14 protein-coding genes are annotated in these 21620 nt (G+C 57.4%); 8 read left to right on the top strand and 6 right to left on the bottom strand.

Translation table 11 applies throughout. The features are described from left to right. The first annotated feature begins 180 nt into the window (after positions 1-180). Positions 181-1527, top strand: a complete 1347-nt coding sequence (glpT, locus tag L2I46_RS10645) for a glycerol-3-phosphate transporter (RefSeq protein ID WP_023290488.1) — start codon at positions 181-183, stop codon at positions 1525-1527. Positions 1528-1536: 9 nt separating this feature from the next. Further along, positions 1537-2607: a glycerophosphodiester phosphodiesterase gene (glpQ, locus tag L2I46_RS10640; protein ID WP_236947849.1), complete on the top strand. Its 1071-nt coding sequence runs from the start codon at positions 1537-1539 to the stop codon at positions 2605-2607. 210 nt (positions 2608-2817) lie between these two features. Here the strand turns inward: glpQ and yfaE are convergent, their stop codons facing one another. The 4 genes from yfaE to ubiG all read right to left on the bottom strand — a co-directional run bounded on the left by yfaE (position 2818) and on the right by ubiG (position 7662). Beyond that, entirely contained in the window at positions 2818-3072 is a 255-nt protein-coding gene (yfaE, locus tag L2I46_RS10635) for a class I ribonucleotide reductase maintenance protein YfaE (RefSeq protein WP_004201692.1), read from the bottom strand. After that, positions 3072-4202: a class Ia ribonucleoside-diphosphate reductase subunit beta gene (gene nrdB, locus L2I46_RS10630; protein WP_004140835.1), complete on the bottom strand. Its 1131-nt coding sequence runs from the start codon at positions 4200-4202 to the stop codon at positions 3072-3074. The genes yfaE and nrdB overlap by 1 nt, the downstream gene beginning before the upstream one ends. Positions 4203-4303: 101 nt before the next feature. Further along, a complete protein-coding gene (nrdA, locus tag L2I46_RS10625; protein ID WP_236947848.1) occupies positions 4304-6589 on the bottom strand; it encodes a class 1a ribonucleoside-diphosphate reductase subunit alpha in 2286 nt (761 codons plus the stop codon). Between the two features lie 344 nt (positions 6590-6933). Next, positions 6934-7662 (bottom strand): bifunctional 2-polyprenyl-6-hydroxyphenol methylase/3-demethylubiquinol 3-O-methyltransferase UbiG, encoded by a 729-nt coding sequence (ubiG, locus tag L2I46_RS10620; RefSeq protein WP_023290485.1) that lies wholly within the window; start codon positions 7660-7662, stop codon positions 6934-6936. Positions 7663-7808: 146 nt separating this feature from the next. Here ubiG and gyrA point away from each other — a divergent pair, with 146 nt between their 5' ends. Both gyrA and rcsC read left to right on the top strand, forming a co-directional pair. After that, positions 7809-10442, top strand: coding sequence for a DNA topoisomerase (ATP-hydrolyzing) subunit A (gene gyrA, locus L2I46_RS10615; protein WP_236947847.1), 2634 nt, complete (start codon positions 7809-7811; stop codon positions 10440-10442). A 131-nt stretch (positions 10443-10573) separates the two neighbouring features. After that, positions 10574-13414 (top strand): two-component system sensor histidine kinase RcsC, encoded by a 2841-nt coding sequence (rcsC, locus tag L2I46_RS10610; protein WP_086075459.1) that lies wholly within the window; start codon positions 10574-10576, stop codon positions 13412-13414. A gap of 44 nt (positions 13415-13458) precedes the next feature. On the opposite strand, the gene rcsB is transcribed toward rcsC, so the two are convergent. Both rcsB and rcsD read right to left on the bottom strand, forming a co-directional pair. After that, entirely contained in the window at positions 13459-14109 is a 651-nt protein-coding gene (gene rcsB, locus L2I46_RS10605) for a response regulator transcription factor RcsB (protein WP_002913007.1), read from the bottom strand. A gap of 15 nt (positions 14110-14124) precedes the next feature. Continuing rightward, on the bottom strand, positions 14125-16782 hold the full coding sequence (rcsD, locus tag L2I46_RS10600) for a phosphotransferase RcsD (protein WP_236947846.1): 2658 nt from the start codon (positions 16780-16782) through the stop codon (positions 14125-14127). Between the two features lie 772 nt (positions 16783-17554). On the opposite strand from rcsD, the gene L2I46_RS10595 reads away from it, so the two are divergent. The 4 genes from L2I46_RS10595 to alkB all read left to right on the top strand — a co-directional run bounded on the left by L2I46_RS10595 (position 17555) and on the right by alkB (position 21614). Next, entirely contained in the window at positions 17555-18667 is a 1113-nt protein-coding gene (locus L2I46_RS10595; RefSeq protein WP_065812277.1) for a porin OmpC, read from the top strand. Positions 18668-18770: 103 nt separating this feature from the next. Further along, positions 18771-19823, top strand: coding sequence for an FAD:protein FMN transferase ApbE (gene apbE / locus L2I46_RS10590; protein ID WP_023290481.1), 1053 nt, complete (start codon positions 18771-18773; stop codon positions 19821-19823). 73 nt (positions 19824-19896) lie between these two features. Then, on the top strand, positions 19897-20961 hold the full coding sequence (gene ada / locus L2I46_RS10585) for a bifunctional DNA-binding transcriptional regulator/O6-methylguanine-DNA methyltransferase Ada (RefSeq protein ID WP_236947845.1): 1065 nt from the start codon (positions 19897-19899) through the stop codon (positions 20959-20961). Beyond that, positions 20961-21614 carry a DNA oxidative demethylase AlkB gene (gene alkB, locus L2I46_RS10580; protein ID WP_236947844.1) on the top strand — a complete coding sequence of 218 codons (654 nt, stop codon included), beginning with the start codon at positions 20961-20963 and terminating at the stop codon, positions 21612-21614. The genes ada and alkB overlap by 1 nt, the downstream gene beginning before the upstream one ends. Positions 21615-21620 lie beyond the last annotated feature (6 nt).

Raw genomic sequence — 21620 nt, 5'->3', positions numbered from 1 at the left:
ATTATGTGATTTTGTGCTCACATTGGAACCTTTTGTCATATTTCTGTAACAAATTGTGCGATGTTTCACAGTATCAGCTCTACGTATTGCCTACCATCGCGGCCAGATTCGAAGTTGGTGATTAATCTGGGATTGTTGTCGTGACGTCAGTAAAAAACAGCAAGGGCCACGGAGGCTGATATGTTAAGTATTTTTAAACCCGCCGCGCATAAAGCGCGTTTGCCAGCCGCGGAGATCGACCCGCTCTATCGTCGGTTACGCTGGCAGATTTTTATCGGCATCTTCTTTGGTTATGCCGCTTACTATCTGGTTCGTAAGAACTTTGCACTGGCAATGCCCTATCTTATCGAGCAAGGTTTCTCTCGCGGCGATCTCGGTTTCGCCCTTTCCGGCATCTCCATTGCCTACGGATTTTCGAAATTCATCATGGGATCGGTCTCTGACCGTTCGAATCCGCGCATTTTCCTGCCGGCGGGGCTGATCCTCGCCGCGCTGGTGATGCTGGTGATGGGCTTCGTACCGTGGGCCACCTCGAGCATCATGATCATGTTCGTGCTGCTGTTCCTCTGCGGCTGGTTCCAGGGGATGGGCTGGCCGCCGTGCGGCCGTACCATGGTCCACTGGTGGTCGCAGAAAGAGCGCGGCGGAATTGTTTCAGTGTGGAACTGCGCGCATAACGTCGGCGGGGGGATTCCGCCGCTGCTGTTCCTGTTGGGTATGGCCTGGTTTAACGACTGGCATGCGGCGCTCTATATGCCGGCTTTCGGCGCTATTCTGCTAGCGATTTTCGCCTTCGCGATGATGCGCGATACGCCGCAGTCCTGCGGCCTGCCGCCGATCGAAGAGTATAAAAACGACTACCCGGACGATTACAGCGAAGAGCATGAACAAGAGCTGACGGCGAAGCAGATCTTTATGCAGTACATTCTGCCGAACAAGCTGCTGTGGTACATCGCGGTCGCCAACGTCTTCGTTTATCTGCTGCGCTACGGCATTCTCGACTGGTCGCCGACCTACCTGAAAGAGGTGAAGCACTTCGCGCTGGATAAATCCTCCTGGGCCTACTTCCTGTACGAGTACGCGGGGATCCCGGGCACCCTGCTGTGCGGCTGGATGTCGGATAAAGTGTTTAAAGGCAACCGCGGCGCCACCGGCGTGTTCTTTATGACCCTGGTGACCATCGCGACCGTCGTGTACTGGCTGAACCCGCCGGGTAACCCGGGCGTCGATATGGCCTGTATGATTATTATCGGCTTCCTGATCTACGGCCCGGTGATGCTGATTGGTCTGCATGCGCTGGAGCTGGCGCCGAAGAAAGCCGCCGGCACCGCCGCAGGCTTCACCGGCCTGTTCGGTTACCTCGGCGGTTCCGTGGCCGCGAGCGCCATCGTCGGCTACACCGTCGATTTCTTCGGCTGGGACGGCGGCTTTATGGTGATGATCGGCGGCAGCGTGCTGGCGGTTGTCCTGCTGGTTATCGTGATGCTCGGTGAACGCCGCCATCATCAACAGCTGAAGCAAGCCTAAGGAGCGGCGATGAACATGAAACTCACCGCGCTAATGAGCGGCATGATGTTGGCCAGTTCGGCGCTTTGCTTCAGCGCGACAGCGGCGGATAAAATGGTTATCGCCCACCGGGGCGCCAGCGGTTATCTGCCTGAACATACCCTGCCGGCGAAAGCGATGGCCTACGCGCAGGGGGCGGATTACCTTGAGCAAGACCTGGTGATGACCAAAGACGACCGACTGGTGGTGTTGCACGACCACTATCTGGATCGGGTGACCGACGTCGCTCAGCGCTTCCCGCAGCGGGCGCGTCAAGATGGCCGTTTTTACGCCATCGACTTTACCCTGGCCGAGATCAAGTCGCTGACGTTTACCGAAGGCTTTGAGCCGAAAGATGGCAAGAATGTGCAAACCTATCCCGGGCGTTTCCCGATGGGCAAATCCGATTTCCGCATTCATACCTTTGAAGAAGAGATTGAGTTTGTCCAGGGGCTGAATCATTCCACCGGCAAAAACATCGGTATTTACCCGGAAATCAAAGCGCCGTGGTTCCACCATCAGGAAGGCAAAGATATTGCCGCCAGCACGCTGAAAGTGCTGAAAGAATATGGCTACACCAGCAAGCAGGATAAGGTGTATCTGCAGTGCTTTGACGCCAGCGAGCTCAAGCGTATTAAGCATGAGCTGGAGCCGAAGATGGGCATGGATCTCAAGCTGGTGCAGCTTATCGCCTATACCGACTGGAATGAAACCCAGCAGCGGCAGGCTGACGGCAAGTGGGTGAACTACAGCTATGACTGGATGTTCAAGCCGGGGGCAATGGCGCAGATTGCGCAGTACGCCGACGGCATTGGTCCGGATTATCATATGCTGGTGGCGGAAGGCTCAAAGCCGGGGGCGGTGAAGCTGACGGCGATGGTGAAGGAGGCGCACGCCAGCCATCTCCAGGTGCATCCGTATACCGTGCGCGCGGATCAGCTGCCGGAGTACGCCAGCAACGTCAATCAGCTCTTTGACCTGCTGTATCGCCAGGCGGACGTCGATGGCTTGTTTACCGATTTCCCGGATAAAGCGGTGCAATTCCTGGACGCTAAACGCTAAATATCCCTGCAGGCTTCGGGTCGGGCCGAGGCAGCGTCCGTGCAAAACACGGCCCTCAGCCCGCATCCATGCGGGCTGCCCTGGCCTTCCGGGAACGTCTCAGCGATTTTGAGGCCGCAACACCGGCAGTTTCAGCAGCCCAGGGCGGCAGTGCGTAAACGGCCGGTCCTGGAACAGTAGGTCAGGTAAGCGTAGCGCCACCTGACAAGACTACATCTCGATCTCAATATCGCCTTTCGCCCGGCAGCAGCAGGGCAAAATTTCTCCCGGCTGGATAAAGGCCAGCGGCTCGGTCAGCCAGTCAACCTGGCCGGAGACCAGACGAGTGCGGCAGGAGCCGCAATAGCCTGCGCGGCACTGATACTCGACGTCGATATTATGCGATTCAAGAGCAGCCAACAGGGAAGGGTGTTCATCCTGACACTCAAGGCGAGTGTCAGAGATTTTCAAGAAGATCCGCTTCATTACAGCTGGAAATTGCTCAGGTCGTCGGCATCGACTTCAGAGTCGATCTGGCCGACCAGGTAAGAGCTGACCTCTACTTCCTGCGGCGCCACCTGGACGTTGTCGGAGACCAGCCAGGTGTTGATCCACGGGATCGGGTTGGAGCGGGTCTGGAACGGCAGATCGAGGCCTACCGCCTGCATGCGGATATTGGTGATGTACTCGACGTACTGGCAGAGAATATCTTTGTTCAGGCCAATCATCGAGCCGTCGCGGAACAGGTAGTCCGCCCACTCTTTCTCCTGCTGCGCCGCCAGCACGAACAGGTCATAGCACTCCTGCTTGCACTCTTCGGCGATTTCCGCCATTTCCGGATCGTCGCTGCCGGAGCGCAGCAGGTTCAGCATATGCTGAGTGCCGGTCAGGTGCAGCGCTTCATCGCGGGCGATCAGGCGGATAATTTTGGCGTTGCCTTCCATCAGTTTGCGCTCGGCAAAGGCGAAGGAGCAGGCGAAGCTGACGTAGAAGCGGATCGCTTCCAGGGCATTGACGCTCATCAGGCACAGATAGAGTTTCTTTTTCAGCTCGCGCAGATTGACGGTCACGGTCTTGCCGTTGACGGTGTGGGTGCCTTCGCCCAGCAGGTGCCAGTAGCTGGTCATCTCGATCAGCGAATCGTAATAGTGGGAGATCCCCTCGGCACGCTTCTGGATCTGCTCGTTGGTGACGATATCGTCGAACACGGTAGCCGGGTCGTTGACGATGTTGCGGATGATATGGGTGTACGAGCGCGAATGAATGGTCTCGGAGAAGGCCCAGGTTTCCACCCAGGTCTCCAGCTCCGGGATGGAGATCAGCGGCAGCAGTGCCACGTTCGGGCTACGGCCCTGGATGGAGTCGAGCAGCGTCTGGTACTTCAGGTTGCTGATGAAAATGTGTTTTTCATGTTCCGGCAGCGCCTGGTAGTCAATGCGATCGCGGGAGACGTCAACCTCTTCCGGGCGCCAGAAGAAGGAGAGCTGTTTTTCAATCAGCTTTTCAAAGATATCGTATTTTTGCTGGTCGTAGCGGGCCACGTTAACCGGCTGGCCAAAAAACATTGGCTCAAGCAGCTGATCGTTTTTCGTCTGTGAAAAAGTGGTGTATGCCATTGAAGTGAGTCCTGTTGAACTGTATTGCCCGGCGGCGATGCGTTGGCCGGGCCTACAAAATCGTAGGCCGGGTAAGCGTAGCGCCACCCGGCAAAAATACCTTAGATCTTACAAGCGCCGCTTTCGCAGCCGTCGTCCTGGATGGACGGGGCCAGGTCATCCTGAGCGTCTTCAGCGCCATCACGGGTGTTGTGATAGTACAGCGTTTTGACGCCGAATTTATAGGCGTTGAGCAGGTCTTTCAGCAACTGCTGCATCGGCACTTTTCCGGAAGGGAAGCGCGTCGGATCGTAGTTGGTATTCGCAGAGATCGACTGGTCGATAAACTTCTGCATGATACCCACCAGCTGCAGGTAGCCGTCGTTGTTCGGCATTTCCCACAGCAGTTCGTAGGCGTTCTGCAGGTTTTCGTAGTCCGGCACCACCTGGCGCAGGATCCCATCCTTCGACGCTTTGATACTCACGTGGCCGCGCGGCGGCTCGATGCCGTTGGTGGCGTTGGAGATCTGCGACGAGGTCTCGGACGGCATCAGCGCGGAGAGCGTGGAGTTACGCAGGCCGTGGGTTTTGATGGACGCGCGAAGCGCTTCCCAGTCGTAGTGCAGGGCTTCGCTGACGATGCCGTCCAGGTCTTTTTTATAGGTATCGATCGGCAGGATACCCTGCGCATAGGTGGTTTCGTTGAACCACGGGCAAGCGCCCTGTTCGATAGCCAGTTCGTTGGAGGCCTTCAGCAGGTAGTACTGAATCGCTTCGAACGTTTTGTGGGTCAGGTTGTTGGCGCTGCCGTCGGAGTAGCGTTTGCCATGCTTCGCCAGATAGTAAGCGAAGTTGATCACGCCGATGCCCAGCGTACGGCGGCCCATCGCGCCGCGTTTGGCGGCCGGGATGGGGTAATCCTGATAGTCGAGCAGCGCGTCCAGGGCACGCACCGCCAGCACCGCCAGCTCTTCCAGATCGTCGAGACTGTCGATAGCCCCGAGGTTGAAGGCCGACAGGGTGCACAGCGCGATTTCGCCGTTTTCGTCGTTGACGTCTTCCAGCGGTTTAGTCGGCAGGGCGATCTCCAGGCACAGGTTAGACTGGCGCACCGGGGCGACCACCGGATCGAACGGGCTGTGGGTGTTGCAGTGGTCGACGTTCTGGATGTAGATGCGGCCGGTGGAGGCGCGCTCCTGCATCATCAGCGAGAACAGCTCAACCGCTTTAATGCGCTGCTTGCGAATGCTGTCGTCCTGCTCGTACTGGGTGTACAGGCGCTCAAATTCGTCCTGATCGGCGAAGAAAGCGTCATACAGGCCCGGGACGTCGGAAGGGCTGAACAGGGTAATGTCGCCGCCCTTCAGCAGACGGGTGTACATCAGCTTGTTGATCTGCACCCCGTAGTCCATGTGACGAACGCGGTTGGCGTCGGTCCCGCGGTTGTTTTTCAGCACCAGCAGGCTTTCCACTTCCAGATGCCACATTGGGTAGAAGAGGGTCGCCGCGCCGCCGCGTACGCCGCCCTGCGAGCAGGACTTCACCGCGGTCTGGAAATGTTTGTAGAACGGAATGCAGCCGGTGTGGAAGGCTTCGCCGCCGCGGATCGGGCTGCCCAGCGCGCGAATGCGGCCGGCGTTGATGCCGATGCCGGCGCGCTGGGAAACGTATTTCACAATCGCGCTGGAGGTGGCGTTGATGGAGTCCAGGCTGTCGCCGCACTCGATCAGCACGCAGGAGCTGAACTGACGGGTTGGGGTACGCACGCCGGACATGATCGGCGTCGGCAGCGAGATTTTAAAGGTCGACACCGCGTCGTAGAAACGCTTGATGTAGTCCAGACGCGTTTCGCGCGGGTAGTTAGAGAACAGGCAGGCAGCCACCAGAATATAGAGGAACTGCGCGCTCTCATAAATTTCGCCGGTGACGCGGTTTTGTACCAGATACTTGCCTTCCAGCTGCTTAACGGCAGCGTAGGAGAAGTTCATGTCGCGCCAGTGGTCGAGGAAACCGTCCATCTGCTGGAACTCTTCTTCCGTGTAGTCTTCCAGCAGATGATGATCGTATTTACCCTTCTCGACCATCTTCACCACGTGATCGTAAAGCGCCGGCGGCTCAAACTGGCCGAAGGCTTTTTTACGCAAATGGAAAATCGCCAGACGCGCGGCGAGGTACTGGTAATCCGGCGCCTCGCGGGAGATCAGATCCGCAGCGGCTTTGATAATGGTTTCGTGGATGTCCGCGGTTTTAATGCCGTCATAGAACTGGATATGCGAGCGCAACTCTACCTGGGAAATCGAAACGTTATTCAGTCCTTCTGCCGCCCAATCCAGTACGCGATGGATTTTGTCGAGATTGATGCGCTCGGTGGTTCCGTCGCGCTTTGTCACCAGCAGACTCTGATTCATGTGGATTTTACCTGTCCGTGAAAGAAAATATCCCCCGTTTATCCACAGAAGGCCATTGTGACTAACTCTGTGGATAAATACTATATGTAGGGGGTTGTCGATAAAAGGAACGCTATATGGTGAGTATTTTAGTAAGGAATCTTTTGAGTACAAGGGTTGATTTTGACGTTAAATTGAGGTTGCGGAAGGGTAATAATCCGCAAGTCCACGTCGCATAAGGCCTGGAGAAGAAGTCAATAAAACAGAAAAAAAAATGAAAATTTGATCGAGTGCTGATTTCTTCATCGGAAGAAATAATCACGCGGCTTGATGCCGCGCAATCATCATAAGCGCAGGTGCTGACGTCACGCTTTTTTGGCGCTGGTATGCAACATATAGTTAACATCAACCCCCGGCGCCAACTTGAAGGTGTTGGTCAACGGATTGTAATGCAGGCCGATGATATGCTGCTCTTTCAGAGAAGTCTGATCTACCCAGCCCAGCAGTTCGGCCGGCTTGATAAACTTTTTCACATCATGAGTGCCTTTGGGCACCATCTTCATGACATATTCCGCGCCGACCACTGCCATCAGCCACGCTTTACCGTTACGGTTGATGGTGGAGAAGAAGACCTGGCCGCCAGGCTTCACCAGCCGCGCGCAGGCGTGGACGACCGACTGTGGGTCAGGGACGTGCTCCAGCATCTCCATGCAGGTGACGACGTCATATTGCTGCGGATGCTTCGCGGCATGTTCTTCAACCGTTTCCTGAACATACTCCACCTGAATTCCGCTCTCCAGGGCGTGCAGTTTCGCCACCTGCAGCGGCTCGGCGCCCATGTCCAGCCCGGTGACCGTCGCGCCTTCGCGCGCCATGCTCTCGGCGAGGATGCCGCCGCCGCAGCCGACATCGAGGACTTTTTTACCGAACAGGCCGCCAGAGCGTTCGGCGATATAGCCCAGCCGCAGGGGGTTAATGCGGTGGAGCGGTTTGAACTCGCCCTCCAGATCCCACCAGCGCGAGGCGACGGCTTCGAATTTGGCGATTTCAGCATGATCGACGTTAGGGGCTACCGACGTTTTTTCGGCATTCATGGGCGCTTTTACTCCTTTTCTGTTCAGACCTGCGAGTATATCAGCAGCGCGCCATGAATAAACCGTATTGCTTTACCTCTCTTAGCGCGGCTGTGTTATAATTTGCGACCTTTGAATCCGGGATACAGTAGAGGGATAGCGGTTAGATGAGCGACCTTGCGAGAGAAATTACACCGGTCAACATTGAGGAAGAGCTTAAGAACTCTTATCTGGATTATGCGATGTCGGTCATTGTTGGCCGTGCGCTGCCGGATGTCCGAGATGGCCTGAAGCCGGTACACCGTCGCGTACTTTACGCCATGAACGTATTGGGCAATGACTGGAACAAAGCCTATAAAAAATCAGCCCGTGTCGTTGGTGACGTAATCGGTAAATACCACCCGCACGGCGACTCCGCGGTATACGACACCATCGTGCGTATGGCGCAGCCGTTCTCGCTGCGTTACATGCTGGTGGACGGCCAGGGTAACTTTGGTTCCATCGACGGCGACTCCGCCGCGGCGATGCGTTATACCGAAATTCGTCTGGCGAAAATCGCTCATGAGCTGATGGCCGATCTTGAAAAAGAGACGGTCGATTTCGTTGACAACTATGACGGCACGGAGCGTATTCCGGACGTCATGCCGACCAAAATTCCTAACCTGCTGGTAAACGGCGCCTCCGGGATCGCCGTCGGGATGGCTACCAACATACCGCCGCATAACCTGACGGAAGTGATCAACGGCTGTCTGGCCTATGTCGACGATGAAGACATCAGCATTGAAGGGCTGATGGCGCATATTCCTGGCCCTGATTTCCCGACCGCCGCCATTATCAACGGCCGTCGCGGCATTGAAGAGGCCTACCGCACCGGTCGCGGTAAAGTCTACATCCGCGCGCGCGCGGAAGTGGAAGTGGACGCGAAATCCGGCCGCGAAACCATCATCGTGCATGAAATTCCCTATCAGGTGAACAAAGCGCGCCTGATTGAGAAAATCGCCGAGCTGGTAAAAGAAAAACGCGTGGAAGGCATCAGCGCGCTGCGTGACGAGTCTGATAAAGACGGGATGCGCATCGTGATTGAAGTGAAGCGCGACGCGGTAGGGGAAGTGGTGCTCAACAACCTCTATTCCCAGACCCAGCTGCAGGTCTCCTTCGGCATCAACATGGTTGCGCTGCACCATGGCCAGCCGAAGATCATGAACCTGAAAGACATCATCGCCGCCTTCGTGCGCCACCGCCGCGAAGTGGTGACCCGTCGCACCATTTTCGAGCTGCGTAAAGCCCGTGACCGCGCGCATATCCTCGAAGCGCTGGCCGTGGCGCTGGCCAATATCGACCCGATTATCGAACTGATCCGTCGCGCGCCGACCCCGGCTGAAGCGAAAGCAGCGCTGGTTGCCCAGGCGTGGGATCTCGGTAACGTCGCGGCGATGCTGGAGCGTGCCGGTGATGACGCCGCGCGTCCGGAATGGCTGGAGCCCGAGTTCGGCGTGCGCGAGGGTAAATACTACCTGACCGAGCAGCAGGCCCAGGCGATTCTGGATCTGCGTCTGCAGAAACTGACCGGCCTTGAGCATGAAAAACTGCTCGACGAGTATAAAGAGCTGCTGGAACAGATCGCGGAACTGCTGCACATCCTCGGCAGCGCCGACCGTCTGATGGAAGTGATTCGCGAAGAGCTGGAGCTGATCCGCGACCAGTTCGGCGACGAACGTCGTACCGAAATCACCGCCAACAGCGCTGATATCAACATCGAAGATCTGATCAACCAGGAAGACGTGGTGGTCACCCTGTCGCATCAGGGCTATGTGAAGTATCAGCCGCTGACCGACTACGAAGCACAGCGTCGTGGCGGTAAAGGCAAATCGGCAGCGCGCATTAAAGAAGAAGACTTTATTGACCGCCTGCTGGTGGCCAACACCCATGACACCATCCTCTGCTTCTCAAGCCGCGGTCGTCTGTACTGGATGAAGGTCTATCAATTGCCGGAGGCCAGCCGCGGCGCGCGCGGTCGTCCGATCGTTAACCTGCTGCCGCTGGAAGCCGATGAGCGTATCACCGCTATCCTGCCGGTCCGCGAGTATGAAGAGGGCGTCAACGTCTTTATGGCCACCGCCAGCGGTACCGTGAAGAAAACCGCGCTGACCGAGTTCAGTCGTCCGCGTTCCGCCGGCATTATCGCGGTGAACCTGAACGAAGGCGATGAGCTGATCGGCGTCGATCTGACCTCTGGTCAGGACGAAGTGATGCTGTTCTCCGCGGCCGGCAAGGTCGTGCGCTTCAAAGAAGATGCCGTTCGCGCCATGGGCCGTACCGCCACCGGCGTACGCGGCATTAAGCTGGCGGAAAACGACAGCGTCGTCTCGCTGATTATTCCGCGCGGTGAAGGCGCGATCCTGACGGTGACGCAAAACGGTTACGGTAAACGTACCGCCGTGGCTGAGTATCCGACCAAGTCGCGTGCCACCCAGGGCGTTATCTCGATCAAAGTCACCGAGCGTAACGGTTCCGTGGTCGGCGCCGTACAGGTGGATGATTGCGATCAGATCATGATGATCACCGACGCCGGGACGCTGGTGCGTACCCGCGTTTCCGAAGTGAGCATCGTGGGCCGTAACACCCAGGGCGTGATCCTCATCCGCACCGCGGAAGATGAAAACGTGGTGGGGCTGCAGCGCGTCGCTGAGCCGGTAGACGACGAAGAACTGGACGCCATCGACGGTAGCGCGGCGGAAGGCGATGACGATATCGCCCCGGAAGCGGATACCGATGACGACATCGCCGAAGACGAAGAGTAATCGTCCCAGGTAAATGTTCTGAAAGGGCCGGGTATTCTCCCGGCCCTTTTTGCATTAACATTGCGGCAAAGCCGGTTTACCGCTACTTTAACCCCATTCTGTTGAGTCCCTGACGGCCGAGCATCGCCACATTGAAATATCTTGCCTCTTTTCACACAACCCTGAAGGTTTCACGTTATCTGTTCAGAGCGCTGGCGGTATTGCTGTGGCTGCTGATTGCGTTTGTCTCTGTGTTTTATATCGTCAACGCGCTGCACGAGCGGGAAGCCGAGATCCATCAGGAGCTCAATCTCAACGCCGATCAGGCCCAGCGCTACATTCAGCGTACGGCGGATGTGATTAAAGAGCTGAAGTACGTCGCCGGTAACCGGCTGTCGGCAGGGGATGCGGTAGCGCAAGGGCAAAGCGGCGATATTGCGATCCCCAGCTTTGAACCCCTGTATCCTGACTCCGACTGCAGCGCGATGAGTAGCGCCTGGCGTAATTCGCTCCAATCGCTGGCGTGGTTTATGCGCTACTGGCGGGATAATTTCACCGCCGCCTACGACCTTAACCGCATCTTTCTCATCGGCAGCGATAACCTCTGTATGGCCAACTTTGGCCTGCGTGACGTGCCGATTGAGCGCGATCAGGCGCTGAAAGTCCTGCATCAACGCATTGAGCAATACCGCAATGCGCCGCAAAACGAGCGCGGCAACAACCTGTTCTGGATAAGCCAGGGCATGCGCCCCGGGGTGGGCTATTTTTACGCCCTGACGCCGATCTATATGGCCAATCGCCTGCAGGCGATGCTCGGCGTTGAGCAGACCATCCGCATGGAAAGCTTCTTTACGCCGGGCAGCCTGCCGATGAGCGTGACTATCTTCGACGATAACGGCCAGCCGCTGATCTCCCTGGCCGGCGCGGAAAGCAAAATCCAGAGCGAAGCGAAATGGATGCAGGAGCGGATGTGGTTTGGCTACAGCGCGGGTTTCCGCGAGCTGGTGCTGAAGAAAAGCCTTGCGCCGTCCTCCCTGAGCATCGTCTATTCCGTCTCGGTAGACCAGGTGCTGGAGCGGATCCGTATGCTGATCATCAACGCCATCGTTCTCAATATCCTCAGCGGCGCGATGCTGTTTGCGCTGGCGCGGATGTATGAGCGGCGCATTTTTATCCCTGCGGAAAATGACGCTCAGCGGCTGGAAGAGCATGAGCAGTTCAACCGCAAAATCGTGGCCTCCGCCCCGGTGGGGATCTGTATTCTGCGCACCCTCGACGGGACCAACATTCTCAGTAACGAGCTGGCGCACAACTATCTGAACATGCTGACCCATGAGGACCGCCAGCGGCTGACGCAGATCATCTGCGGCCAGCAGGTCAACTTTGTCGATGTGCTGACCAGCAACCATACCAATCTGCAGATTAGCTTTGTCCACTCGCGCTATCGCAACGAAAACGTGGCGATTTGCGTGCTGGTGGACGTTTCCGCCCGCGTGAAGATGGAAGAGTCGCTGCAGGAGATGGCCCAGGCGGCGGAGCAGGCCAGCCAGTCGAAATCGATGTTCCTTGCCACCGTCAGCCATGAGCTGCGTACTCCGTTGTATGGCATCATCGGCAACCTCGATCTGCTGCAGACCAAAGCGTTGCCGAAGGGCGTCGATCGCCTGGTGACGGCGATGAACAACTCCTCAAGCCTGCTGTTGAAAATCATCAGCGATATTCTCGATTTCTCCAAAATCGAGTCCGAGCAGTTGAAGATCGAGCCGCGGGAATTTTCCCCGCGCGAGGTCATGAACCATATCTCCGCCAACTATCTGCCGCTGGTGGTGCGCAAGCAGCTGGGTCTGTACTGCTTTATCGAACCGGACGTTCCGGAACAGATGTCCGGCGACCCGATGCGCCTGCAGCAGGTGATCTCCAACCTGCTGAGCAATGCGATCAAGTTCACCGACACCGGCTGCATTATCCTGCACGTCCAGTGCGCGGGGGATTATCTGCAGATTAGCGTCCGCGACACCGGGGAGGGGATCCCGGCGAAAGAGGTATTGCGCCTCTTCGACCCCTTCTTCCAGGTGGGGACCGGCGTGCAGCGCAACTTCCAGGGCACCGGCCTTGGCCTGGCGATCTGTGAAAAACTGATCAGCATGATGGATGGCGATATCGCCGTGGAAACGGAGCCGGGAATGGGCAGCCGCTTTACCATCCGCATCCCGCTGTATGGCGTGCAGAACACGCCGCAGATGACGGCGAACGGTTTCGCTGGCAAGACCTGCTGGCTGGCCATCCACAACACCTCGCTGGCGATGTTCGTCACCTCGCTGCTCAGCTATCACGGCCTTACGGTACGTCGTCATGCCGGAGAAACCCCGGACGCCGAGGATGTCTTACTCACTGACGATGAAGCGCTGAGCGGCTGGCAGGGAAGGGCGATGGTCATCTTCTGCCGTCGTCATATCGGTATTCCGCAGGAACGGGCCGCCGGCGAGTGGCTGCATAGCGTGACGACGCCGCATGAACTGCTGCCGCTGTTGGGGCGTATTTTCCACATCGCGCTGGCCAGTGCGGACAATAGCCGGGCGCTGATGGCGCCGGAGGCGCAGGCCGGCAATAACGACGACATGATGATCCTCGTGGTCGACGATCATCCGATCAACCGGCGCCTGCTGGCGGATCAGCTGGGATCGCTCGGCTACCAGTGCGTGACTGCGAACGACGGGGTCGACGCGCTCAACGTCCTCAGCAAGCAGCACATCGATATCGTGCTCAGCGACGTCAACATGCCTAATATGGATGGTTATCGCCTGACGCAGCGCATTCGTCAGCTTGGCCTGACGCTGCCGGTGATTGGCGTCACGGCCAATGCCCTGGCGGAAGAGAAGCAGCGCTGTCTGGAATCGGGGATGGACAGCTGTCTGTCCAAGCCGGTGACGCTTGACGTGCTGAAGCAAACGCTGACGGTATATGCGGCGCGGGTACGTAAAGGGCGGGAATAACGGGGAACTCCGTCTCGCCGGGGCGAGACGGAGAGAGCATAATATTACTCTTTGTCCGTCGCGCTCAGCGAGACGGAGGAGAGGTAGTTCAGCAGGGCGATGTCGTTTTCGACGCCCAGCTTCATCATCGCCGACTTTTTCTGGCTACTGATGGTTTTGATGCTGCGGTTAAGCTTTTTGGCGATCTCGGTCACCAGGAAGCCTTCGGCGAAGAGACGCAGCACTTCGCTCTCCTTCGGCGACAGGCGTTTATCGCCATAGCCGCTGGCGCTGATTTTTTCCAGCAGACGAGAGACGCTTTCCGGGGTGAATTTCTTCCCTTTCTGCAGCGCGGCCAGCGCTTTTGGCAGATCGGTCGGCGCCCCCTGCTTAAGGACGATCCCTTCGATATCCAGATCCAGCACCGCGCTGAGGATCGCCGGGTTGTTGTTCATGGTCAGAACAATGATCGACAGATCCGGGAAGTGGCGCTTGATGTATTTAATCAGCGTGATCCCGTCGCCGTATTTATCACCGGGCATGGACAGATCGGTGATCAGCACATGGGCGTCCAGCTTCGGAAGATTGTTAATAAGGGCCGTGGAGTCTTCAAACTCGCCAACGACGTTCACCCACTCAATTTGCTCAAGTGACTTACGAATACCGAACAGTACGATCGGATGGTCATCGGCAATAATTACGTTCATAGTGTTCATGTATAAGGCTACCTTCTACAGCAAGCTCTTGACGTAAGCGTCAATGTCGCTGATATATTTTTCTATGCCTTGCGCATCCTTTTCGCGAATCAGATGCTCAAGCGTTTCACATAACTGCTTGCCGGGTATCAGATTAAGCATAGCAAATGCCCCTTTGAGGCGGTGGGCGGTTTGTGCCAGAGCAGCAAAATCGCCCGCTTCGATTTCAGTATACAATCTCTGAACATCATCCGGTACCGTATCGGCAAACAGTGCGTAATAGCCGCTGGCATGGAGTTCGGCGTTACTCTCGTTTCCTGAGATGGCGGGCTGAACCGCCTCCTCCGCCAGCTGCTGCTCAATAAGCTGCAGGATAGCCTCCTGCATCGCCGTGCTAATATTAAAGTTGACCCGCAGTTGGCCCGGGCCGATTTTGCGTATCCCAACCTCATCATCGCTTAAAAGCAAGCCCGAAGCAGTAAGATTAGACGGATTATCCGTTAAATACAGATCGAACGCTTGACTTGTCGCCCGATCGTCCGGCGTGATGCAGGACGCCCCCCAGCTCTCCAGCTGGCGGGTGACAATCCGCCGCACTTCGCTGGAGGTCACATCCAGCAGGACGATAACGTCATCCAGCAGATGTTCTCCCGCTTCTGGCGCCTCTTCGCTGGCCGGCATTTTCAGATGCAGGCTATAGCGAGTCCCCAGCGACTCCCGCGCTTTGATGGTCAACTGCCCGCCCAGCTTGCGCGTCATGCGGTCACATAACCAGAAGGTGAGGGCGTTCGCTTTGCCGTACAGATCGCTCTGGGTCTCATTGAGATACGGGAAGTGCATATTGTCGATCTCGTTAGCCGAGACCCCGTTGCCGGTATCGAGAATGCGGAAGGTCAGGCGATCGCTGGCCGACTCTTCCTGGCAGACGTCGAGGGTGATCTTGCCGATCGGCGTGGTGGTGACGGAATACTGGATCAGCAGCACCAGCGTGCGCCGCAGCGCTTCACGGTCGCCATAGCGTTGCTCGCCGGCAGGCAGCGCGTTATTGATAAGCAACTGCAGCCCCTTGCGCTTCATCGCCGGCAGCACCTCCGGTACGACGTCGTCGATCAGCTCCTGCACCGAGAACAGCGACTGGCTGGTTTTCCAGGCATCGCTTTCCAGCAGGTTAGCCAGCTGAATGTCATCGATCAGTGTGACCAGCTCATCGGCATGCTGCGCCAGCGTCCGGTTCTCCGCGCCGTCGAGCGCCGCTGCCTCGGCCGCCAGGTTCAGGGCGGGCTGCTTCAGGGCGCTGCCGATATGCTGCATAAAGGCCGCCCGGCCCTGCTGGTTTTTCTCATACAAGCGCTGGGCCTGTTTGAGCTTTTTATTGACCAGCACTTCGCGGTCCTGGTCTCGGATAATCAGGATCTGCGTGCGCGGCGCTACCTGGCTGCGATACTGGCGGATCTCATACTGTTCGTTGTTGACGGTGGCCTGGATCACCCCCTGATGCTGGTCCGCCATGTTGGTGATGTTCTGCAGGTTCAGGTGCGGAAGCAGATGGTCGGCAATCGGGTTGCTGATCACCGTTCGGTTGGCTTCCTGATCGTGGACGAGCAGCCCCAGCGGCAGCAAAGACACAATTTCTTCATTAATGGCGCGCAGTAAACGCAGTTCGCTATTGGCGGCGGAGGGGAGCCCGGCGCCCGAGGCGCTGCTGCGTCCTTTATAATGCCGAAAGGTGGTGAAACCGAACAAGGCCAGCGCCAGCAGGCCAATGTTAAGCAGCAGCGGCAGAAGAATGTTCTGCAGGGACTCCAGCAGCATGGTGCTCATCGGGACCGTCCACAGCACCTGCATACCGGTGGTGCTGATGTCGGTGGCGATGTCAATCTGCATGCCGTTGAAGGTGATCCCGATATGATCGCTAGCCTCTTTCTCGGGGCTGGCGGCAACATTTTGCGAGGGATCAGGCTCGATACGGAAGCTGTCCAGCGCCATGCCCGGCGGGATCAGATCGTTAATCGGCAGGTCGAAGGCGACCACGGTCGCCAGGTGTCCTGGCTGATTGAAGGTAGTACGTAACGTAAAGTAGTGCGCGTTCTGCCAGGCAAGATGGCGCAGCGGCGAGAAGGTCTCGCGCTCATCAAGGGTATTGGCCTGCAGCAGCATTTCCGCGCGCCGGGATTCCACCACGCTGCTGATGGTTGACTCTTTAAAGCTTGAGGAGAGGTCCTTCAACGGTAGGGTGGAGATGAGAATCAGGCTATTATCCAGACCATTGAGATAGTACATCGACCACGGAATGGTCTCCGCGCCCCACAAAATATCCAGATAATCGGACATTTTCTGCGTCATCTCGAGGGTCGAGCTGTCGTGGGAGCCAAAGATCAGGGCTTCGGTTTTACGTCGGGGCTTCTCCAGATAGTACACGTCCTGCTTTAAACGCGTCTCCTGCAGGCCGCCGCTGGCGGTGTTGGAAGAGGTGGCGGCGATATTGTCGTAGATTTGCCAGGTGGCATAGCGCCAGGTATCAATACGCTGGTGCAGAGCATGGGAGACATCAACCACCTGATAGCTCTTCTCTTTCAGCCAGGCATTGACGGCGCTTTGAATCATCACCCCCATCGTCGCCAGCAGGACAATAACCATCAAAATGAAGAAGCGGCTGATGTTGCCGGGGATCAGAGAGAATTTTTTCGGGGTCATCTTGTGGCTGAACGACTCATCATTGTTTGTAAACAGGATGTAGCGCCAGAGTAACTGGCAACAAAGCAGATGCTGCAGGCAGTATAAAGGCTAATGGCGTAAATCCATACTACAGATTGGCGCCAGCGGCGCGATACCGCCCAGGAATTATCTTAGAAACGAAGCGTAAATGAAACCGCGTCCGCACGGCTGACAGCTGACGATATTGACAGAAACAAAAGCGAAGAATCGCACGAAATAACAAGACATTGGCAGAATAAGCACGAAAAGCGGCTTAATTGATTGATTAATAGTCGTTAGGGAATCATTGGCTGTAGCACAGATAAATTAAAGTTGTGTAAAGAAGGGTAAAAAAAACCGGATGCGAGGCATCCGGTTGAAATAGGGGTAAACAGACATTCAGAACTGAATGACGGTAATAAATAAAGTTAATGATGATAGCGACTCTTATTTTAGTCACCAATGATCATTTTGTTTTACCATTCAGTGCTATAGGCTTGGTTTTGTATATCATATTGATTTTGAATGGCTAAATAATTTTTTTGATTATTAGTGCGTATTTCCCTGGCCATTTTGGGGTGAAAAAAAGTTCCGCTGCATTTACAAATTGAAACATCTTGTGGGGACTTTGAAACATCTTAGAAGTTTTAGTATCATATTCTTGTTGGATTATTCTGCATTTTGCAGCACAATGAAATAGCCGACTGATTAGAAGGGTAATCAGTAAGCAGTGGCATAATAAAAGGCATATAACAAACAGAGGGTTAATAACATGAAAGTTAAAGTACTGTCCCTCCTGGTACCGGCTCTGCTGGTAGCAGGCGCAGCAAATGCGGCTGAAATTTATAACAAAGACGGCAACAAATTAGACCTGTACGGTAAAATTGACGGTCTGCACTACTTCTCTGACGACAAGAGCGTCGATGGCGACCAGACCTACATGCGTGTAGGCGTGAAAGGCGAAACTCAGATCAACGACCAGCTGACCGGTTACGGCCAGTGGGAATACAACGTTCAGGCGAACAACACTGAAAGCTCCAGCGATCAGGCCTGGACTCGTCTGGCATTCGCCGGTCTGAAATTTGGCGACGCGGGCTCTTTCGACTACGGTCGTAACTACGGCGTAGTATACGACGTAACGTCCTGGACTGACGTTCTGCCGGAATTCGGCGGCGACACCTACGGTTCTGACAACTTCCTGCAGTCCCGTGCTAACGGCGTTGCAACCTACCGTAACTCTGACTTCTTCGGTCTGGTTGACGGCCTGAACTTTGCTCTGCAGTACCAGGGTAAAAACGGCAGCGTCAGCGGCGAAGGCGCGACCAACAACGGTCGTGGTTGGAGCAAACAGAACGGCGACGGCTTCGGCACCTCTCTGACCTATGACATCTTTGATGGCATCAGCGCTGGTTTCGCGTACTCTCACTCCAAACGTACCGACGAGCAGAATAGTGTTCCGGCACTGGGTCGTGGCGACAACGCTGAAACCTACACCGGCGGCCTGAAATACGACGCGAACAACATCTACCTGGCCACTCAGTACACCCAGACCTACAACGCAACTCGCGCTGGTTCCCTGGGCTTTGCTGACAAAGCGCAGAACTTCGAAGTGGTTGCTCAGTACCAGTTCGACTTCGGTCTGCGTCCGTCCGTCGCTTACCTGCAGTCTAAAGGTAAAAACCTGCAGAATAACTTCACAGGTGTAAACTACGGCGACCAGGACATCCTGAAATATGTTGACGTGGGCGCGACCTACTACTTCAACAAAAACATGTCCACCTATGTTGACTACAAAATCAACCTGCTGGATGAAAACGACTTCACTCGTAAAGCCGGTATCTCTACCGACGACGTGGTTGCCCTGGGCCTGGTTTACCAGTTCTAAGTTGCAAGCTGCATAACAAAAAGGCGCCTCTGGCGCCTTTTTTTATGTCTGGTTTAACCTCGCTGGTATACTCTTGTCGCCCTGGTAAGAGGAGCCTCGATTAATGGATATGACTTTCTTTCGCGCCGCGCTGTTGGGCGCCTGCGTACTGTTCTCTGGCTGCGATTCAGCCACCACTCCCGCGACACCCGCTTCAACGGCCACCGTACTGGATGGTAAAACGATGGGCACCTTCTGGCGGGTCAGCGTTATCGGCGTGGATGAGGCAAAGGCCCAGGCGCTGCGCGCCAAGGTTCAGGCCCAGCTGGACGCCGACGATCGCCTGCTGTCGACCTGGAAAAACGACTCGGCGCTGATGCGTTTCAACCACGCGGCGGATACCCGGCCCTGGCCGGTGAGCGAAGCGATGGCGGACATCGTGACCCTGTCGCTGCGGATTGGCGCCAAAACGGACGGCGCGATGGACATCACCGTGGGGCCGCTGGTCAATCTGTGGGGCTTTGGCCCGGATAAACAGCCGGTCGCCACCCCGGATGCGCAGGCGATCGCCGCTGCGAAAGCGCGCACCGGCCTGCAGCATCTGCAGGTTATCAATCAGAGCGGCAGGCAGTTCCTGCAAAAAGATATTCCCGATCTGTTTGTCGACCTCTCCACCGTGGGGGAAGGCTATGCCGCCGACCACCTTGCGCGCTTGATGGAGCAGGAGGGGATCTCCCGCTATCTGGTGTCGGTGGGCGGGGCGCTGGTCAGCCGCGGGATGAATGGCGAAGGCAAGCCCTGGCGGGTGGCGATCCAGAAACCGACCGACCGGGAAAACGCCGTTCAGGCGATTGTCGACATCAATGGCCACGGCATCAGCACCTCCGGCAGCTATCGCAACTACTATGAACTCGACGGGAAACGTATCTCTCACGTCATCGACCCGCAGACCGGGCAGCCGATAACCCATAAGCTGGTCTCGGTGACCGTTATTGCGCCAACGGCGCTGGAGGCGGACGGCTGGGATACCGGGCTGATGGTGCTGGGGCCGGAAAAAGCGCAGCAGGTGGTGCGCGAGCAGGGGCTGGCGGTCTACATGATCGTCAAAGAGGGAGAGGGCTTTAAAACCTGGATGTCGCCGCAGTTCCGTACCTTCCTCGTCGGCGAAAAAAATTAAAAAGCAAGATTGCGGGTTTTTTGCGGCGGGCTTTACCGCAGACTGAGGATACACTTACAGCAGGAGACCCGTGATGAAACCGATAGTTGCCGATACCGATGACCGCCGCTGGCAGGCGGTCTGTGAGCGTGATACCCGGGCCGATGGTCAGTTCGTCTTTGCGGTACTGACCACCGGCATCTGCTGCCGTCCCTCCTGCCGCTCGCGGTGCGCGCGGCGGGAAAACGTGCGCTTTTTTGCTGACGTCGCTGCTGCCGTGGCGGCGGGATTCCGCCCCTGCAAACGCTGCCAGCCGGATAAAGCCTGCCCGCAGCAGCAAAGGATCGATAAAGTGGCGCAGGCCTGTCGCTTGCTGGAGCAGGAGGCGCCCCTGACCCTCGAGGCGCTGGCGCGCGAGCTGGCGGTTAGCCCGTTTCATTTCCACCGTTTATTCAAATCCGTGACCGGTATGACCCCCAAAGCCTGGCAGCAGGCGTGGCGCGCGCGACGCCTGCGCGAGGCGCTGGAGCAGGGGAAACCGGTGACCCGCGCCGCGCTGGCGGCCGGCTTCCCCGACAGCAGCAGCTATTATCGCCAGGCCGATGCCGCCTTAGGGATGACCGCCAGCCAGTTTCGCCGCGGCGGCGCCGCCGCCGTGGTGACCTGGACGACGGGCGACTGCGCGCTGGGCCGCTGCCTGGTGGCGCAAAGCGAACGCGGCGTCTGCGCCGTGCTGCCGGGTGATAACGATGCTGCATTGCTCGACGATCTGCGCCAGCGCTTTCCCCGCGCCGAGCTGCGCCAGGGCGACCCTGAGTTTCGTCGTCAGATGGCGGAGATTTTCGCCCACCTCGACGACAGCCGGCGGCCGGTGTCGCTGCCGCTGGATCTGCAGGGCACCGCGTTCCAGCTGCAGGTCTGGCAGGCGCTGCGGCAGATCCCTGCGGGCGAGACCCGCAGCTACCGCCAGGTGGCGGAGCATATTGGCCAGCCGCGGGCGGTAAGAGCCGTGGCCGGCGCCTGCGCGGCGAATTCGCTGGCGGTGATCGTTCCCTGCCACCGGGTGGTGCGTGAGAATGGCGCGCTGTCCGGTTATCGTTGGGGAACCGCGCGAAAAGCGCAGCTGCTGGCGCGCGAGGCGCAACGAGAGGAGGAGTAATGCTCGATCTGTTTAGCTATACCCCACCGTGGCAGGAGCCGCTGGCCCCCGGCGCGGTGGTCCTTCGGCGCTTTGCCCGCGAGCGCGCTCCGGGGCTGCTGCAGGCGATTGCCGACGTCGCCCGTCAGTCGCCGTTTCGTCAGATGGTCACGCCGGGCGGGTACACCATGTCGGTGGCGATGACCAACTGCGGCCGGCTGGGCTGGACCACCGATCGCCACGGCTACCTCTACGCCCCGGTCGACCCGGTAACTCATCACACCTGGCCGCCGATGCCGGCCGTATTCCGTGAACTGGCGCTGGCGGCAGCCGCGGCCGGCGGCTATCCGGGCTTTTCCCCCGACGCCTGTCTGATTAACCGCTACCAGCCCGGCGCAAAGCTGTCGTTGCATCAGGATAAAGATGAACAGGATCTGCGGGCGCCGATCGTCTCGGTCTCGTTGGGCGTGCCGGCCATCTTTCAGTTTGGCGGGATGCAGCGCAGCGACCCGCTGCAGCGGCTGCTGCTGGAGCATGGCGATGTGGTGGTCTGGGGCGGGGAGTCGCGCCTGTTTTATCATGGCGTTCAGCCGCTGAAAGCGGGCCATCATCCCGAGACCGGAGACTGTCGATATAACCTCACCTTTCGGCAGGCGGGCCGCCCCGGCGATTAAAATAAG

Origin of the sequence: Klebsiella sp. 2019SCSN059 (genome assembly GCF_021739525.1) — a bacterium.
In the GTDB taxonomy this organism is placed as follows: Bacteria; Pseudomonadota; Gammaproteobacteria; order Enterobacterales; family Enterobacteriaceae; genus Klebsiella; species Klebsiella quasipneumoniae.
Note: the sequence above shows the minus strand (reverse complement) of the source record. Positions and strands in the feature narration are given on the sequence as shown.